13 protein-coding genes are annotated in these 14,822 nt (G+C 59.5%); 4 read left to right on the top strand and 9 right to left on the bottom strand.

The genetic code is table 11. The annotated features are described in order from the left end of the window. The first annotated feature begins 134 nt into the window (after window positions 1–134). A complete protein-coding gene (locus FHX08_RS09680) occupies window positions 135–566 on the top strand; it encodes a helix-turn-helix domain-containing protein (protein WP_132651202.1) in 432 nt (143 codons plus the stop codon). A gap of 1 nt (window position 567) precedes the next feature. Here the strand turns inward: FHX08_RS09680 and FHX08_RS09675 are convergent, their stop codons facing one another. Together FHX08_RS09675 and FHX08_RS09670 are read right to left on the bottom strand one after the other, a co-directional pair. Next, window positions 568–1,818 (bottom strand): L,D-transpeptidase family protein, encoded by a 1,251-nt coding sequence (locus FHX08_RS09675; protein WP_184327095.1) that lies wholly within the window; start codon window positions 1,816–1,818, stop codon window positions 568–570. Window positions 1,819–2,003: 185 nt separating this feature from the next. Continuing rightward, window positions 2,004–3,293: a DNA polymerase IV gene (locus FHX08_RS09670; protein WP_132651204.1), complete on the bottom strand. Its 1,290-nt coding sequence runs from the start codon at window positions 3,291–3,293 to the stop codon at window positions 2,004–2,006. Window positions 3,294–3,369: 76 nt separating this feature from the next. Between FHX08_RS09670 and FHX08_RS09665 the strand changes: the two genes are divergently transcribed. After that, window positions 3,370–3,957 (top strand): GNAT family N-acetyltransferase, encoded by a 588-nt coding sequence (locus FHX08_RS09665; RefSeq protein ID WP_132651205.1) that lies wholly within the window; start codon window positions 3,370–3,372, stop codon window positions 3,955–3,957. On the opposite strand, the gene FHX08_RS09660 is transcribed toward FHX08_RS09665, so the two are convergent. After that, complete coding sequence (locus tag FHX08_RS09660; protein ID WP_246698293.1) at window positions 3,932–4,657, bottom strand: hypothetical protein; 726 nt, start codon at window positions 4,655–4,657, stop codon at window positions 3,932–3,934. The two genes, FHX08_RS09665 and FHX08_RS09660, sit on opposite strands and share 26 nt — an antisense overlap. Then, the gene (locus FHX08_RS09655; RefSeq protein WP_132651207.1) at window positions 4,612–4,926 is read right to left on the bottom strand and encodes a DUF3572 domain-containing protein; all 315 of its coding nucleotides are present in this window, start codon (window positions 4,924–4,926) and stop codon (window positions 4,612–4,614) included. Before FHX08_RS09655 ends, FHX08_RS09660 begins: the two co-directional genes overlap by 46 nt. 132 nt (window positions 4,927–5,058) lie before the next feature. On the opposite strand from FHX08_RS09655, the gene FHX08_RS09650 reads away from it, so the two are divergent. Together FHX08_RS09650 and FHX08_RS09645 are read left to right on the top strand one after the other, a co-directional pair. Beyond that, window positions 5,059–5,430 carry a response regulator gene (locus tag FHX08_RS09650; protein ID WP_132651208.1) on the top strand — a complete coding sequence of 124 codons (372 nt, stop codon included), beginning with the start codon at window positions 5,059–5,061 and terminating at the stop codon, window positions 5,428–5,430. Between the two features lie 15 nt (window positions 5,431–5,445). Next, on the top strand, window positions 5,446–6,819 hold the full coding sequence (locus tag FHX08_RS09645; RefSeq protein ID WP_132651209.1) for a PleD family two-component system response regulator: 1,374 nt from the start codon (window positions 5,446–5,448) through the stop codon (window positions 6,817–6,819). Window positions 6,820–7,580: 761 nt separating this feature from the next. On the opposite strand, the gene rpmG is transcribed toward FHX08_RS09645, so the two are convergent. The 5 genes from rpmG to topA form a co-directional block, all read right to left on the bottom strand. After that, entirely contained in the window at window positions 7,581–7,748 is a 168-nt protein-coding gene (gene rpmG / locus FHX08_RS09640; protein WP_003587245.1) for a 50S ribosomal protein L33, read from the bottom strand. A 93-nt stretch (window positions 7,749–7,841) separates the two neighbouring features. Continuing rightward, window positions 7,842–9,026 carry an MFS transporter gene (locus tag FHX08_RS09635; protein WP_132651210.1) on the bottom strand — a complete coding sequence of 395 codons (1,185 nt, stop codon included), beginning with the start codon at window positions 9,024–9,026 and terminating at the stop codon, window positions 7,842–7,844. A gap of 243 nt (window positions 9,027–9,269) precedes the next feature. Next, a complete protein-coding gene (locus FHX08_RS09630; RefSeq protein ID WP_132651211.1) occupies window positions 9,270–9,722 on the bottom strand; it encodes a DUF983 domain-containing protein in 453 nt (150 codons plus the stop codon). A 19-nt stretch (window positions 9,723–9,741) separates the two neighbouring features. Beyond that, the gene (gene rnr, locus FHX08_RS09625; protein WP_132651212.1) at window positions 9,742–12,111 is read right to left on the bottom strand and encodes a ribonuclease R; all 2,370 of its coding nucleotides are present in this window, start codon (window positions 12,109–12,111) and stop codon (window positions 9,742–9,744) included. 2 nt (window positions 12,112–12,113) lie between these two features. Next, a complete protein-coding gene (gene topA / locus FHX08_RS09620) occupies window positions 12,114–14,789 on the bottom strand; it encodes a type I DNA topoisomerase (protein WP_132651213.1) in 2,676 nt (891 codons plus the stop codon). Window positions 14,790–14,822: the final 33 nt, after the last annotated feature.

Here is a 14,822-nt window from a genome sequence, read left to right as displayed (position 1 = left end):
TATCCGCTGCCAGAGGAGGACTTGTAGACATCATGATTTCCTTGTCCATGAAGTAGGGAAGAGCGAGAATGGTTACATATTGATCTTCGGTTCCCTATTGTAACCAGGTCTGACATAAGGCATGGTTCGAACCCATGGAAGAAGGCACTTCAAACTCACCGAGTGACTGCTGCAGCACCGACCGCGACTACGACATCCACCAGTGGGATGCGCGGGAGGAGTGCGAGGTGCGCCAGATACTCGATCGCATCGCCGACAAATGGTCGCTACTGGTCATTGCCCTGCTGGAAAAGCGCACCCTGCGTTTCACCGAATTGCGCAAGAGCATCGACGGCATCAGCCAACGAATGCTGACGACGACATTGCGCCAGCTCGAGCGCGACGGGCTGATCGTGCGGACGGTCTATCCAGTGGTGCCGCCGAGGGTCGATTACGCACTGACGGAGCTCGGCTGCACGCTGCATGATACGATCAAGGCGCTCGTTGCCTGGACGGAGGCGAACCAGACAAAGATCATCGCCGCTCGCCGAGACTACGACGAACGCGCCAGCGAGAAGCTCTGGTAGGTCAGCTTTCGCGGGTGATCGTGATGAATTCGGTGCCTTCGGTAGTCTCGGGACCAAGGCCCATATCCGAGATCGTCAGCGTCGAGCCGGGCGAGATCAGCGCGTCGATCCGGTGACGAACGTCCTCTGATATCGAGATGCGACTGAGCGCCGTCGCGATGGGACGGCCGCTGATAATGGAACTTTCCTGATTGGTAATGCCCAGCCGCTTCATCGCCTCACGGGACAGGTTGTTTTCTAGCGTCACGCCCAGCCAGTCGGCCGTGCCGGCCGCCTCGTCGACGGCATGCAGCGAGAAGAAATGTGTACCAAGCGCGAGGCCGGGATCGGTAATCGTAACGGGCGCCTCGAAAAGCGGCTTGAAATCCTGGCGCACCATGATGACGCCGTTTGGTGGTTCGCCTTTACCTGCCGCGGCGTAAACTTCTCTAATCAGAGCGTCGGTGATGAAGCCCTTATCACGGGCGAATTCCTTCGGCCGGAGCGCCTTGAAGGCGTTGATGGCCTGAACGGTCGCAGGGCCAGCCAGCCCGTCAGGCTCGCCGGCGGCAAAGCCGAGCTGGTTCAGGAGGGTCTGGATGTCCGTGACATTTTCACGCTGTGTGCGGCGCGTGATTAGCATGCTGATGGGCGAGGTTTCCGCAGCGGGTGCCGGTGCCTGGATCAGCGGTATCGGCAGGGCCACCGTCGTCTCGTTCATGGCAACCTGCACCTGCGTCTTCGCATAGCCGATGGCTGGGCGTAGCTCCACGTCGGAAAGCAGCGGCGCCGGCTCGGGCCGATCCGGTCGGAAAAGTGTCGGATGATCGATTGGCTCGGGCGTCAGCTCGCTGCCGGTGATGATGACGGGCACGCCCATCTCGGTCATCTTGTAGAGCGATTTTGCGAAACCGCCGGGCATGCGCACGCAGCCATGCGAGGCCGGATAACGCGGCACGGAATTGGATTCGTGCAGTGCGATGCCGGACCATGTCAGCCGCTGCATGAAGGGCATCGGCGCATTCGAATAGATATTGGATTCGTGGTACTTCTGCTTCTCGATGACGGAGAAGATGCCGCTCGGAGTGGTATGCCCGTCCTTGCCGCTCGATATCTTGGAGGTCGCGACGATCTCCGCGCCATCATAGACGGCGAGCGACTGCTTATCCTTGGAGACGAATATCTGCAGCGTGCGTGGATCGGCCGCATATGCCGGATGAACGAGAGCGGTTGCCGACAGCAACCCGATAAGGACGCTTACACGCACAGACATGACGCAATACACCACATGCACAAAAACGCCTGGAGTTAAGCACGCGAAGTTTAACGAAGGCTTGAATGGGCGATCGCGCGGCGATCACAAGATCGTGGAATATTCGAGCATGGCATGATCAGGCGGTAAAGAATTGCAATGCCGCGTTGCTGGAAGCGGAGACTGTGCCGGCCTGAAGCAAAGGGCTACCGGTTGCCCTTGCCGCCGAACGTATAGCCGGTTTCGACCGTGCCTTTGCCAAACTTGTCACGCAGTTTGTCCATGGCGGCTTCCGCCGCGGCGCGCCGGCCGGATTGATGGTCGATGAGGTCGGGCGGATCGGCGCGGCCGGCATCGCCGAGATCCGTTACGCCGATACCGATCAAACGGAATTTCGTACCGTCCGTTTCCTTTTCCAGAAGCTCGACCCCGGTTCGGAAGATCTTGTCGGCAAGCTGAGTCGGATCTTCCAGGCGGCGGTTGCGGGTACGCGATTTGAAATCGGCCGTTTTCATCTTCAGTACGACCGTCTGCCCGGCAATGCCGCTTTTCTTCAGCCGCCAGGAGACTTTCTCGGAGAGATTGCGCAGGATCGGCACGAGATCGTCGTAACGCGAAATATCGTCGAAGAAGGTGGTTTCGGCTGAAACGCTCTTGGCGGGATCGTTGATATGCACCTCGCGGTCGTCGATGCCACGAGACAGACGGGAGAGGCGCTGGCCGATACTGCCATAGCGGCGCATCAGGTCGTTCTCTTCCATCCCCTGCAACTGACCGATTATGCGAATACCATCAGCTTCGAGCGTCGCCGCGAGGGCCTTGCCGACGCCCCAGATGGTCGTCACCGGACGAGGTGCCAGGAACTCTACGGCTTCCTCCCGCCCGATGACGGAAAAGCCACGCGGCTTCTGCAGATCGGAGGCGACTTTGGCGAGGAACTTGCAATAGGAGAGCCCGACCGAGACGGTGATGCCGATCTCCTTTTCGACTCGGCGGGCGAACTTCGCCAGCGTGCGTGAGGGCGGATCATGATGCAGGCGTTCGGTACCGCCTAGCTCCAGGAAGGCTTCGTCGATGGAGAGCGGCTGAACGAGCGGCGTCAGTTCCTGCATCAGCGCGCGGACCTCCCGGCCGACCTTTACATATTTCTCCATGTCGGGAGGGATGACGATCGCCTGCGGACAGGCTTCCAGCGCCTTGAACATCGGCATGGCCGAGCGAACACCGTGAATGCGGGCGATGTAGCAGGCGGTGGAGACGACACCGCGCTTTCCGCCGCCGATGATCACCGGCTTGTCGGCGAGCTCCGGGTTGTCGCGCTTCTCCACGGCCGCATAGAAAGCATCACAATCGATATGCGCGAGCGTCAGGTCATAGAGCTCCTTGTGGCGCACAAGACGGGGACTGCCGCAGGCATGGCAACGGCGCACCTCTCCCTTCTGCTCGGCAAGGCAGTCGCGACAGAAGCCGGGTGTCTTGTCAGATGCAGGCGCCATGGCGGGAACAAAGGTTGAACATCGGAACATTACGCCCTAAGCTTTTGAGTCTCAAGAGAGGGAGGAGAGCTTGGCCGTGGATATCGATTTTCGTTTCGAGCCTGTCACGGCCGAACGCTGGGGCGACTTCGAGACGCTGTTCGGCCCGCAGGGCGCCTTCTATAATTGCTGGTGCGTCGCGCTGCGCCTTCCGCATGCCGTCCGCACCAGGATGGAGCCCGCTGAGCGTAGGGCCCATATGCAGGAGCGCATTGCGGCCGGGCCGCCGCCCGGCATTCTTTGCTATTCTGAAGGAGAGCCGGTCGCCTGGGTACAGGTCGGGCCGCGTCATGACGTGCCCCAGTTCAATTCGTCGCGCACAGTTTCGCGGCCCGTCGATGAAGGTGATGCGCATGATCCCTCGATCTGGGCGATCAGCTGTTTCTTCCTGCTGCCGAAGCTACGCGGAAAGGGCTTGAGCCACCGGATGCTTGCCGGCGCGGTCGAATACGCCCGCCGCGAGGGCGCACGCCTGCTGGATGCCTGTCCCATCGACCATGTGAAGCAGTCGAAATCGGTGACGCTCTGCATCGGCTCGACAGCGATCTTTGACGCTGCCGGTTTTGAGACGATTGCGCGGCGTAAGGATGGCCGGCCGCTTATGCGGCTGGACTTGCACGTTTGATGGAGTCTGCCGCAAGATGCCGGTCGATCAGCTCGGCCGCATGCGCCCAGTCTCGCGCTCGCGCGATGTCCTCGGAGGCAGGTGGCGCAAAACGGTGCACGGGTGAATCCGGCATGAGGTGGATGAGCAGGCAATCCTCTACATGCTCCTTCACCGAACGCAGGTTGTGCGCCATATCATCGATGAAGACGACTGGAAGGTCGCGGCCGCCGTGCAACGCCTGCACGACCGGTCCCTTCGGCTGTTCGCTGGCAAGCATCGGGAACGCTAGGCCGGTGCTATCGAGCAGGCGGCGGCGGTGGGCGGAAAACTGCGGCGGCATCGCGGTGAGGAACAGGATGTCGGCATTCCTGGACAGCTGCTCAAGGATGGACACGACCGGATCGAAGGGTGTCTGCCAGCTCTCCTGGGCCTCGAAGAATTCCGCGATCAGCCGGCTGACGTGCTGATCCTCAAGCACCTGCCCGTCGGCCAGCGAGACGATATTGCCGTGAAGATGAAAGGAGCGCGGCAGGAATTCGTGGCCGAGGCTCTGCAGATACAACTGAAAGGGATCGATGAATTGCAGTACGACATCATCGACGTCGCAGACGATGAGCGGCCTGTCGCCGAGCCGGATATGCGAGATGCCGAGTTCGGCGCTGTCGTTCACGATCAGTATTCTCCGGAATCGAGGCCGGGTGGAGAGAAGTGGCGCCATGCAGCCGTCAGCGCTTCCGGCGTCGTGCCTGTCGCCTCACAGAAGGCGATCGCGGTCGGCTCGTGGTTCATGAGGAAATCCAGCATGCCGCCGAGAAAGCCGGAATCGTTGATAGCGTTGCGCACTTGGCTCGGCTCGACGCCGGTCAGCGCCAGGAAGCGGCCGAAGAGATCCGGATCGTTTGCCAGCCAACCGAGGACGGCGATAGCCGTTTCTTGCGGATCGGCTGCCGCCGCAAGTTGTTTCGAAGTCTTGAAATTGCTTTGCATTGCGGCGGTCGAGTTACCTTTTTTTCAACCAAATACCGGTAGCTTGCACTATCGGTTTCATGGAGCCATTTGTCAGCTGATGTCTTGTCATGGGACATCTGGCTTCAAGAGCGGACGTAGGGACAGCTTGTCATGCCCAAACAGGTAATGATTGTAGAAGATAACGAGCTCAACATGAAGCTCTTTCGGGACCTCATCGAGGCCTCGGGTTATACTACGATCCAGACCCGCAACGGTATGGAAGCGCTTGATCTTGCACGCAAGCACCGCCCCGATCTTATTCTTATGGATATTCAGCTTCCGGAAGTGTCCGGTCTCGAAGTCACCAAATGGCTGAAAGAAGATGATGAACTGCATGCGATCCCGGTCATTGCAGTCACCGCTTTCGCCATGAAGGGCGACGAGGAACGGATTCGCCAGGGCGGCTGCGAGGCATATGTCTCGAAGCCGATCTCCGTTCCGAAATTCATTGAGACGATCAAGACTTATTTGGGCGACGCCTGAGCATCGGAAAGATTAATGACCGCGCGAATACTGGTAGTTGACGATATTCCGGCGAATGTGAAACTGCTCGAAGCGCGGTTGCTGGCCGAATATTTCGACGTGCTGACAGCCGCCGACGGCTACGAGGCGCTGGCGATCTGCGACCGTAACCAGGTAGACCTCATTCTTCTCGACATCATGATGCCCGGCATCGATGGCTTCGAAGTGTGCGAGCGGCTGAAGGCCAATCCTAAGACCTCGCATATTCCCGTCGTCATGGTCACCGCGCTCGACCAGTCGGCCGACCGTGTGCGCGGCCTGAAGGCCGGTGCAGATGACTTCTTGACCAAGCCCGTCAACGATCTGCAGCTGATCTCCCGCGTGAAGAGCCTGCTGCGCCTGAAGACGCTGAGCGACGAACTGCGCACGCGCGCCGAGACCGCTCAGACGATGGGCATGGATGAGCTGATGCATGCTGGCGACGAACGCTCAGACGAAGCGGGCCAGGTATTGTTGGTCGACAGCCGTGCCAACTCGCAGGAGCGCATCATCAAGACGCTGAAGCCTGTCGCCGATGTGGTTGCCATTTCAGATCCACAGGCTGCCCTTTTCGAAGCGGCCGAGAGCACTTTCGAACTCGTTATCGTCAACGCCAATTTCGATGATTACGACCCGCTGCGGCTCTGCTCGCAGTTCCGTTCGCTGGAGCGGACCCGTTTCCTGCCGATCCTGATCATCACCGAGCAGGGCGCCGACAACATGGTCATCCGGGCACTCGATCTTGGCGTCAACGACTATATCGTGCGCCCCGTCGATCCGAACGAACTGGTCGCCCGCAGCCTGACGCAGATTCGGCGCAAGCGCTACAACGACCGCCTGCGCGCCAATGTCAAGCAGACGATCGAGCTCGCAGTCACCGATCCGCTGACCGGCCTCAACAATCGCCGTTACCTCGACAATCATCTCAATGTGCTGTTCAACCGTTCGATGGCCCGCGGCCGGCCGCTCTCGGTTCTGATCACGGATATCGACCGCTTCAAACAGGTCAACGATACCTATGGCCACGACGGCGGCGATCAGGTGCTGAAGGAATTTGCAAACCGCGTGCGCTCGACCGTCCGCGGTGCCGATCTCGCCTGCCGTTACGGCGGGGAGGAATTTGTCGTCGTCATGCCGGACACCTCGCCCGAAGTCGCCGCGGCCGTTGCCGAGCGCCTGCGCATGGCCGTTGAAAGCACGCCCTTCCTGCTGAAGTCGTCGGGCGAAACGCTGAATATTACGGCCTCTTTCGGCATATCTTCGCGTATTGCTTCGGTCATAACGCCCGACCAACTCATGAAGCAGGCAGACCTTGCACTCTATGAGGCGAAGAACACCGGACGCAACCGCGTCGTGGCCTCAGCCGCCTGACGACAGGATGTTTCATAACATTCCGCGTTCGGTTATCCACTGGGCTAGCTGAACCTTACGAACATTTAATGTTGATGGCTGCAACAAGGCCGCTTATTTTTCAACCCGATAGCCCCAAAATGGACTTTAAAGCGCGTTTCTTTTGATAACACGTATCGCCTGCTCGCGAAAACCAGAGGCAGGAATTGAGCAAAGAAGAGCGGACTATAAGTGCATCCCGAGCAATCTGTCCGCGTCAATCGTATTTCAGCAGATGTAACGCCGTCCCTTTACGTAAGGGCAGGTATGATGGCGTTATTGCAATATATTTGTAAAATTCTTGGTAAAATTAAATATTGTCCGATTGGTAAAAGAGAATTGCACGGTTCTTTACACGTGCCAAAATTGGACTTTTAACCATAGAATCATGCCTTGAAATTTTATCATTAAGAATTTGTTGATTTTCTTTCATTTTTGCGCAAATTATCGCCTCAGAACAGAAAGCGCTCCGGTGGAGGAGCTGTCGATACCCCATGATGCTCAGGTCCGCCGCATCTCCTGGGTCGTGGGGTCGGTCGGCTGGTACGCAACTTTAAACGGTTCCTCGTGCCGTTTTGCTTGCTGGCCGACCCCCTTTTCATAAAAACGCCGTCCCTTCCCGAAGATGGAAGGGCGGCGTTTTTCTGTTTGCGCTAACATTGACCTTACGTGAGCCCGGCATAAACAAAAAGCGCGCAACCCGAAGGCGCGCGCTTTTTTTAAAAAAACGTGAGATCCAGTAATTACTTGATCTTGGTTTCCTTGAACTCGACATGCTTCTTAGCAATCGGGTCATACTTGGTCTTCGTCATCTTGTCCGTCATCGTACGGCTATTCTTCGTCGTGACGTAGAAGAAACCGGTGTCGGCCGTCGACAGAAGCTTGATCTTGATAGTGGTAGCCTTGGCCATGGTCGTCCTGCCTTTAAGAAAATGAAAGCCGTGGAAAGCCGGATAGGCTCCACGGCAAATTCTGGCGCGAAACTACGAATCTTGCCCGAAAAGTCAAGCCCGCTTTCCGAGGAAAAGCAGTCTTATGCCCGCGAGAAGAGCATAAAGCCCGAAGAAGCAAGCAATTGACCAGGCAAAGCCGTTGTTTCCTGCAACGTCGATGGCTGCGCCGATCACCTGCGGACCGGCAACGGTGCCAACGGCATAGCAGAAAACGAAGGCCGCATTGGCCGCCGCAAGATCGGAACCTGTCAGTCGCGAGCCGAGATGGCTCAGTCCAACAGTGTAGAGACCGGAGACGCAACCGCCCCAGAAAACCAGAAGCCCGGCCATGAGAAGCCAGTTGTTGACGAGGATCGGCAGCATCATCGTGCCGGTGAAGCCGGTAAGCGCCATGAGCACGAGCAGGGGACGCTTGTCCTTGATGCTATCGGAAAGCAACCCGAGCGGGATTTGGAAGATGACGTTGCCGACACCCATCATGGTCAGAAGCAGGGCGGCCTGCGATTCGGTGAAATGCGCCCGCACGGCAAAGATCGGAAAGAGCGAGAGGCCGCCGGCTTCGACCGCACCGAAAATAAAGACGGCTGCTGTCGCGGTCGGCACTAGGAAGACGTAGCGCATGAAATGCAACTCCGGCTTTTCGTCCAGGACCGGGCTCTCATGCCGGGCGATGAAAATCGGGATCGCAGCGAGCAGGATCGCGAAGGCGCCGACTAGGAAGGGCAGGATGCCCTCGCTGCCGAGCAGCGAGAAGATCAGCGGCCCGGCGGCAAAGCCGAGTGAAAGAACCGTTGCGTAGATGCCGAGCACGAAGCCGCGTTTGGAAGGTGGCGAGGCAGCGTTGATCCAGAATTCCGACAGGATGAAGAGCGTGGTCGTAGCACCATGGAAGGCGAAGCGCAGCGGAAACCACATCCAGAAATCCTGCGCATAATAGAATCCGAGCGCACTCAGCGCCGAGATCAGCACCGCCCACAGCATGGTGGGTGCGACGCCATACTGATGCGCGAGCTTTGTCGTGATCGGCGCTGCCGCCATCGCCGCGATACCGGCCATCGCGGTATTGAGACCGATAAGGGTGGAAGAGATGCCGCGCTTTTCGAGAATGATGCTGAGAAGAGGCAGTCCCAGGCCTATCGCTATGCCGACAGCGGAAATGGAAGAGACGGCTGCCACCAGAGAAGGCCAATGGATTTCCTCGACATCGCCCGGTGTGCCGTTCTTCGGCTGAGACATTTATCCATCCTTAGAGAAGTATGCGGACGAATCGTCCGTCTGGTGTCACATAGAAAGACATAGGCGTGCCAAATCCAAGTGACGGGCAGGGTTTCATAGTATTTCCGGCGTCTCCCGACGAGTTCTTGAGTTCCCCGTACAAGAAATGATTACCGTGACGATGTACTGCAGATAGTCGGCTACAGGCCACGGCGCTCTGGCCGCTGCCACTACACGCGAAATATGTCTGTAAGGTGAAGGTGTTCAAGCTTGGCGGCCGGGTGCGTCGTGATCGTCCGGTTCGTCGTCGTCACCGCCGAAACCATGCATCCTCAACGCCCATTGCAGGCCGATGACGCCACCCTTTATCGGCTGGATCGAGACGAGCGCGGTGATGACGGTGATCGGTGCCCAAATGGCGAGATGCACCCAGACTGGCAGCACGAACGTCATGTCCGTCAACATGAAGCCGCCGACGACGACATGGCCGAGCACGAGGATGACGAGATAGGGCGGCAGATCGTCGGCGCGGTGGTGGTACATCGCCTCGCCGCAGGCGGCGCAATGATCGACGGGTTTGAGAAAGGCACGAAATAGCTTGCCGCTGCCACAGGCCGGACAGCGATTCAAGAAGCCTCGCGTGATGGAGCGTCCGAGCGGCCGCTCGGCACCGGACGTATCCCCGTAGCGAACGATCTCGTCTGCCGGTGTGCTCATGGTTCTTCCCTTTCCGGAACTAACGCCTACCGCGCGGGGGCCTCGTTCCGACTTTTTTGCGAGCGCGGCTTGCGTCGCGCCGTCCCGCCTTGTGGAAGGAGCGCACAGCCGTCGGCATCTTGCGTCCCTCGCTCAGCATTTCAAATCGCAGGGCCCCCGCAAGCGGGATCGCCTCTGCCAACCGCACCGTCACATCGTCGCCGAGACGATAGCCGAGCCCGGTTTTCTCCCCGGTCAGCGCCTGATGCGCCTCGTCATAGATGAAATAGTCGGTGCCGAGCGTAGATATAGGGATGAAACCATCAGCGCCATAGTCCGGAAGCAAGATAAACAGACCGGATTTGGTGACGCCTGAAACGCGTCCGTCGAATTCCTGGCCGATGCGACCAGCAAGATGGTGGGCGATCAGGCGATCGACCGTCTCTCGCTCGGCGGCCATGGCGCGGCGTTCGAAGGTGGAGATCTCGGCAGCGATATCGTCGAGTGTTGCCTCCTCATCCGGCGTGATGCCGCCTTCGCCGAAGCCGAGCGCACCGACCAGCGCCCGATGCACGATGAGGTCGGCATAACGGCGGATCGGCGAAGTGAAGTGCGCATACTTCATCAGGTTCAGGCCGAAGTGACCGATATTGTCAGGGCTGTAGATTGCCTGGCTCTGCGAACGCAGCACCATTTCGTTCACCATGGTCTGGTGCGGCGTGCCATCAGCCTTGGCGAGAATACCGTTGAAGCTGTTGGCGCGCACATTGCCGCCCTTGGCAAGCGAGATGCCGAGGGTAGCGAGGAACTCCCGCAGCACTTCCTGCTTGGCAAGCGTCGGGGAGTCGTGAATGCGGTAGATCAGCGCCTGGCGCTTTTTCTCCAGCGTCTCGGCAGCTGCGACGTTCGCTTGGATCATCATCTCTTCGATCAGCTTGTGTGCATCGAGGCGCGGCGGCACGAAGACACGATCGACGGTGCCGTCGGGTTTCAGCAGGATCTTGCGCTCGGGCATGTCGAGTTCGAGCGGCTGGCGCCGCTCGCGACCGCGCTTCATCGTCTCGTAGGCGTGCCAGAGCGGCTTCAGGATCGGCTCTAGCATCGGGCCGGTCTTGTCGTCGGGCTTGCCGTCGATAGCCGCCTGCGCCTGCTGATAGGAGAGCTTGGCAGCGCTCTTCATCATGATGCGGTGGAAGGTGTGGCCGATTTTGCGGCCTTCCTTCGAAAAGACCATGCGCACGGCAAGGGCAGGGCGGTCAACGCCTTCCTTCAGCGAGCAGAGATCGTTGGAGATGCGCTCCGGCAGCATCGGCACGACACGATCAGGGAAATAGACCGAATTGCCGCGCTTCAGTGCTTCGCGGTCGAGCGGCGAGTTGGGTCGCACATACCAGGAGACGTCGGCAATCGCGACGGTGACGATAACGCCGCCGGCATTGTCCTCGGATGGATCGTCCTCGGCATAGACGGCATCGTCATGATCCTTCGCATCGGCCGGGTCGATAGTGATCAGCGGTATGTCGCGCCAGTCTTCCCGATGCGACATGGTGGCAGGCTTGGCGTCATCGGCTTCTGCAACGACCGCCGGCGGAAAGACATGCGGAATGCCATGCGCATGAATGGCGATCATCGAGATCGCCTTTTCCGAACCGACGGAACCGATGACCGACAGCACCTTGGCGCGGGCGAGTCCGAAGCGGCCAAGGCGGGCGATTTCCACCTCGACCAGATCGCCATCCTTGGCATCGCCCTTGTAATCGGGGTCGATCACCATTTCTTCGCCGCGCCGATCGATGGGCAGCAGGCGTCCGGCACCACCCGGCACATCCTTGAAGACGCCCATGGTCGCGCCGCGCCGCTTGTCGATTACCTTGATGATGCGGGCCGTATAGGCCGGGCCGCCACGGTCAACGGCCGGGAATATCTTGGCGAGGATCCGGTCGCCGATGCCGGCAACAGGCGCCTTGCCCTTGCCTTGACGGCCGGCAGGCGATTGCTGACGGATGGCGACGGCCGGCGCCACACCCTGATCCTCAGGCCATTCGGCCGGGCGGCCGATCAGCTCGCCGTCCTTATCGCGCGTGGTAATGTCGAGCACGGTGACGGGCGGCAGGGCACCCGGCCGGATCAGCGATTTGCGGCTCTTCTGCAGCATACCTTCCTGCTCCAGCTCCTGAAGCAGATGCTTGAGCTCGACGCGGCCTTCCCCCTTCAGCCCGAAGGCCTTTGCGAGTTCGCGTTTGGAAGCCTTCTGCGGATGCTCGGCAATGAAGCGCAGGATAACCTCGCGCGGCGGCAGGGCGCCATGCACGATATTCAGCGGCTCGGGCGCGGCTTCTCTGCTCGCGCGTCCGAACTTTCCCGGGCGCTTGCCCGTGGCTCTCGTAGTCTCGCGCGGTTCTCTGGCCACTCTCAGCTCTTTTTCGTTTTCGCCGCTGCTTTTGCCTTGGCTGCCTTCGGCTTTGCGGCAGTCTTCGTCGTCTTGGCTTCGGCTGCCGCAGTCTTCGGCTTCGCGACTGGTTTGGCCTTAGCAGCCGTCTTAGCCTTGGTCTTGGCAGCGGGCGTCTTACCGGCCTTTTCCGCAATCAGCGCCAGCGCTTCTTCGACGGTGATGGTCTGCGGATCCTTGCCTTTGGGTAGCGTCGCATTGACCTTGCCCCAGTTGACATAGGGACCATAGCGGCCGTCGCGAACGGTGATCGCACCACCGTCAGGATGATCGCCCAGCTCCTTCAACGCGGCCGGCGTTCCGCGGTTGCCGCCCGGCGCCTTAGCCTGCTTTTCGGCAATCAGCGTCACGGCGCGGTTGAGGCCGACCGAGAAGACGTCCTCGATGCTCTCCAGATTGGCATAGGTGCCGTCATGCAGCAGGAACGGCCCATAGCGGCCGAGCCCGGAAGAGATCATCTTGCCGGTTTCCGGATGTTTGCCGATATCGCGCGGCAGTGAAATCAGCGCCATCGCCTTCTCGTAGTCAATATCTTCTGGTTTCCAGCCCTTGGGCAGCGAGGAGCGCTTGGCATCCTTGCCGTCGCCGCGCTGTATATAAGGTCCGAAACGCCCCGAACGCAGCGTGAGTTCCTCGCCGGTGGTCGGATCGGTGCCGAGGCTCTTTGGCTCGTTCAGTGCAACCCCTTCGGCCTCGCCGCCATTCTCGGAGGAGAGCTGGCGGGTGTAATTGCATTCCGGGTAATTCGAGCAGCCGACGAAGGCGCCGTATTTGCCGAGCTTCAGCGATAGGTTGCCGGTGCCGCAGACCTGGCAGATGCGCGGATCGCTGCCGTCTTCACGCTTGGGAAAAACGAGGGGCGCCAGCGCTTCGTTGAGCGAGTCCAGAACGTTGGTGACGCGCAGTTCCTTGGTATCTTCGATCTGCGAGAAGAAATCCTTCCAGAAGTCGCGAAGAACCTGCTTCCAATTGAGTTCGCCAGCCGAAATCCGGTCGAGCTTCTCTTCGAGATCTGCCGTGAAGTCGTACTCCACGTACTTCGTGAAGAAGCTTTCGAGGAAGGCGGTGACGAGACGCCCCTTGGCTTGCGGGATCAGCTTGCGCTTGTCGATCGTCACATAATCGCGGTCGCGCAGTGTCGCGAGCGTCGCGGCATAGGTGGATGGACGCCCGATACCGAGTTCTTCCATCTTCTTGATGAGCGAAGCTTCGGAGTAACGCGGCGGCGGTTCGGTGAAATGCTGCGTGGAATTGATCTTCTGCTTCGCGAGGTTCTCGCGCGCATTGATCTCCGGCAGGCGGCCATCCTCGTCGTCAGCGTCGTCGCTCTGCTCGCCATCCTCCTTCTGGTCGGTATAGGCGGCAATGAAGCCGTCGAAGCGGATAACGGAGCCAACGGCACGCAGGCCGGCCTTCTGACCATTATTGTCGGCGATGATTTCGGCCGTCGTACGCTCGATCTCGGCCGATGCCATCTGGCTGGCGATGCCGCGCTTCCAGATCAGGTCGTAGAGGCGGATCTGGTCGGCATCCAGGAATTTGCGCACGCGATCGGGTGAGCGGTTGAAATCCGTCGGACGAATCGCTTCGTGTGCTTCCTGGGCGTTCTTCGCCTTGGTCGAGTAGAAACGGGCCTTTTCCGGCAGATAACGATCGCCGAACTGCTCGCCGATGGCGCGCCGCGCTGCATCAATCGCCTCGGGTGCCATCTGCACGCCGTCCGTACGCATATAGGTAATGAGACCGACAGTTTCGCCGCCTATATCGACGCCCTCGTAGAGCTTCTGCGCGATCTGCATAGTACGTGATGCCGAGAAGCCGAGTTTGGAGGAGGCGGCCTGCTGCAGCGTGGAAGTCGTAAACGGCGGTGCCGGATTGCGCTTGACGGGCTTTGCCTCGACGCTTTCGACGACATAGCTTGCGCCCTCTAGCAGAGCCTTCAGCTTGCCGGCTTCTTCGCCATTGCCGATCGAGCGCGGCTGCAGCCGCTTGCCGTTGGCGGCAACGAGCCTGGCTTCGAACTCGTCGCCGCGCGGTGTCTTCAGGAGCGCAGAGAGGTTCCAGTATTCTTCGGAAATGAAGCGCTCGATCTCGGATTCACGGTCGCAGACGAGGCGCAGCGCCACCGACTGCACGCGGCCGGCCGAACGCGCGCCGGGCAGCTTGCGCCAAAGAACTGGCGAGAGGTTGAAACCGACGAGATAGTCGAGTGCGCGGCGCGCCAGATAGGCGTCGACCAGAGAGACGTCGATATCGCGCGGATCGGCCATCGCATCGAGCACGGCCTTTTTGGTGATGGCGTTGAAGACGACGCGCTTGACGGGCTTGCCATTGATGACGCGCTTCTTGTTCAGAAGGTCGAGAACATGCCAGGAGATCGCTTCGCCTTCGCGATCAGGGTCGGTCGCAAGGATGAGGCCGTCGGAGGATTTCACCGCGTCGGCAATATCCTTCATGCGCTTTGACGAGGCACCATCCACCTCCCAAAGCATCTCGAAATCCTGATCCGGAAGAACTGATCCATCCTTGGCAGGCAGATCGCGCACATGGCCGAAAGAGGCGAGCACCTTGTATCCTGGACCCAGATACTTGTTGATCGTCTTGGCCTTGGCAGGCGATTCCACCACTACAACATTCATGATGATTCTCTAAAAAAGATGTCAATCCGGCAA

The sequence above is a fragment of the Rhizobium sp. BK529 genome (assembly GCF_014194105.1).
Classification (GTDB): domain Bacteria; phylum Pseudomonadota; class Alphaproteobacteria; order Rhizobiales; family Rhizobiaceae; genus Rhizobium.
The sequence above is the reverse complement of the archived record's forward strand: the minus strand, read 5'-3'. Positions and strand labels throughout refer to the sequence as shown.

Bases quoted from the DNA above. Each gene is read 5' to 3' on its own strand.
- FHX08_RS09680 (WP_132651202.1), top strand. From the start codon at position 135: ATGGAAGAAGGCACTTCAAACTCACCGAGTGACTGCTGCAGCACCGAC.
- FHX08_RS09675 (WP_184327095.1), bottom strand. From the start codon at position 1,818: ATGTCTGTGCGTGTAAGCGTCCTTATCGGGTTGCTGTCGGCAACCGCT.
- FHX08_RS09670 (WP_132651204.1), bottom strand. From the start codon at position 3,293: ATGGCGCCTGCATCTGACAAGACACCCGGCTTCTGTCGCGACTGCCTT.
- FHX08_RS09660 (WP_246698293.1), bottom strand. From the start codon at position 4,657: ATGGCGCCACTTCTCTCCACCCGGCCTCGATTCCGGAGAATACTGATC.
- FHX08_RS09655 (WP_132651207.1), bottom strand. From the start codon at position 4,926: ATGCAAAGCAATTTCAAGACTTCGAAACAACTTGCGGCGGCAGCCGAT.
- FHX08_RS09650 (WP_132651208.1), top strand. From the start codon at position 5,059: ATGCCCAAACAGGTAATGATTGTAGAAGATAACGAGCTCAACATGAAG.
- FHX08_RS09645 (WP_132651209.1), top strand. From the start codon at position 5,446: ATGACCGCGCGAATACTGGTAGTTGACGATATTCCGGCGAATGTGAAA.
- rpmG (WP_003587245.1), bottom strand. From the start codon at position 7,748: ATGGCCAAGGCTACCACTATCAAGATCAAGCTTCTGTCGACGGCCGAC.
- FHX08_RS09635 (WP_132651210.1), bottom strand. From the start codon at position 9,026: ATGTCTCAGCCGAAGAACGGCACACCGGGCGATGTCGAGGAAATCCAT.
- FHX08_RS09630 (WP_132651211.1), bottom strand. From the start codon at position 9,722: ATGAGCACACCGGCAGACGAGATCGTTCGCTACGGGGATACGTCCGGT.
- topA (WP_132651213.1), bottom strand. From the start codon at position 14,789: ATGAATGTTGTAGTGGTGGAATCGCCTGCCAAGGCCAAGACGATCAAC.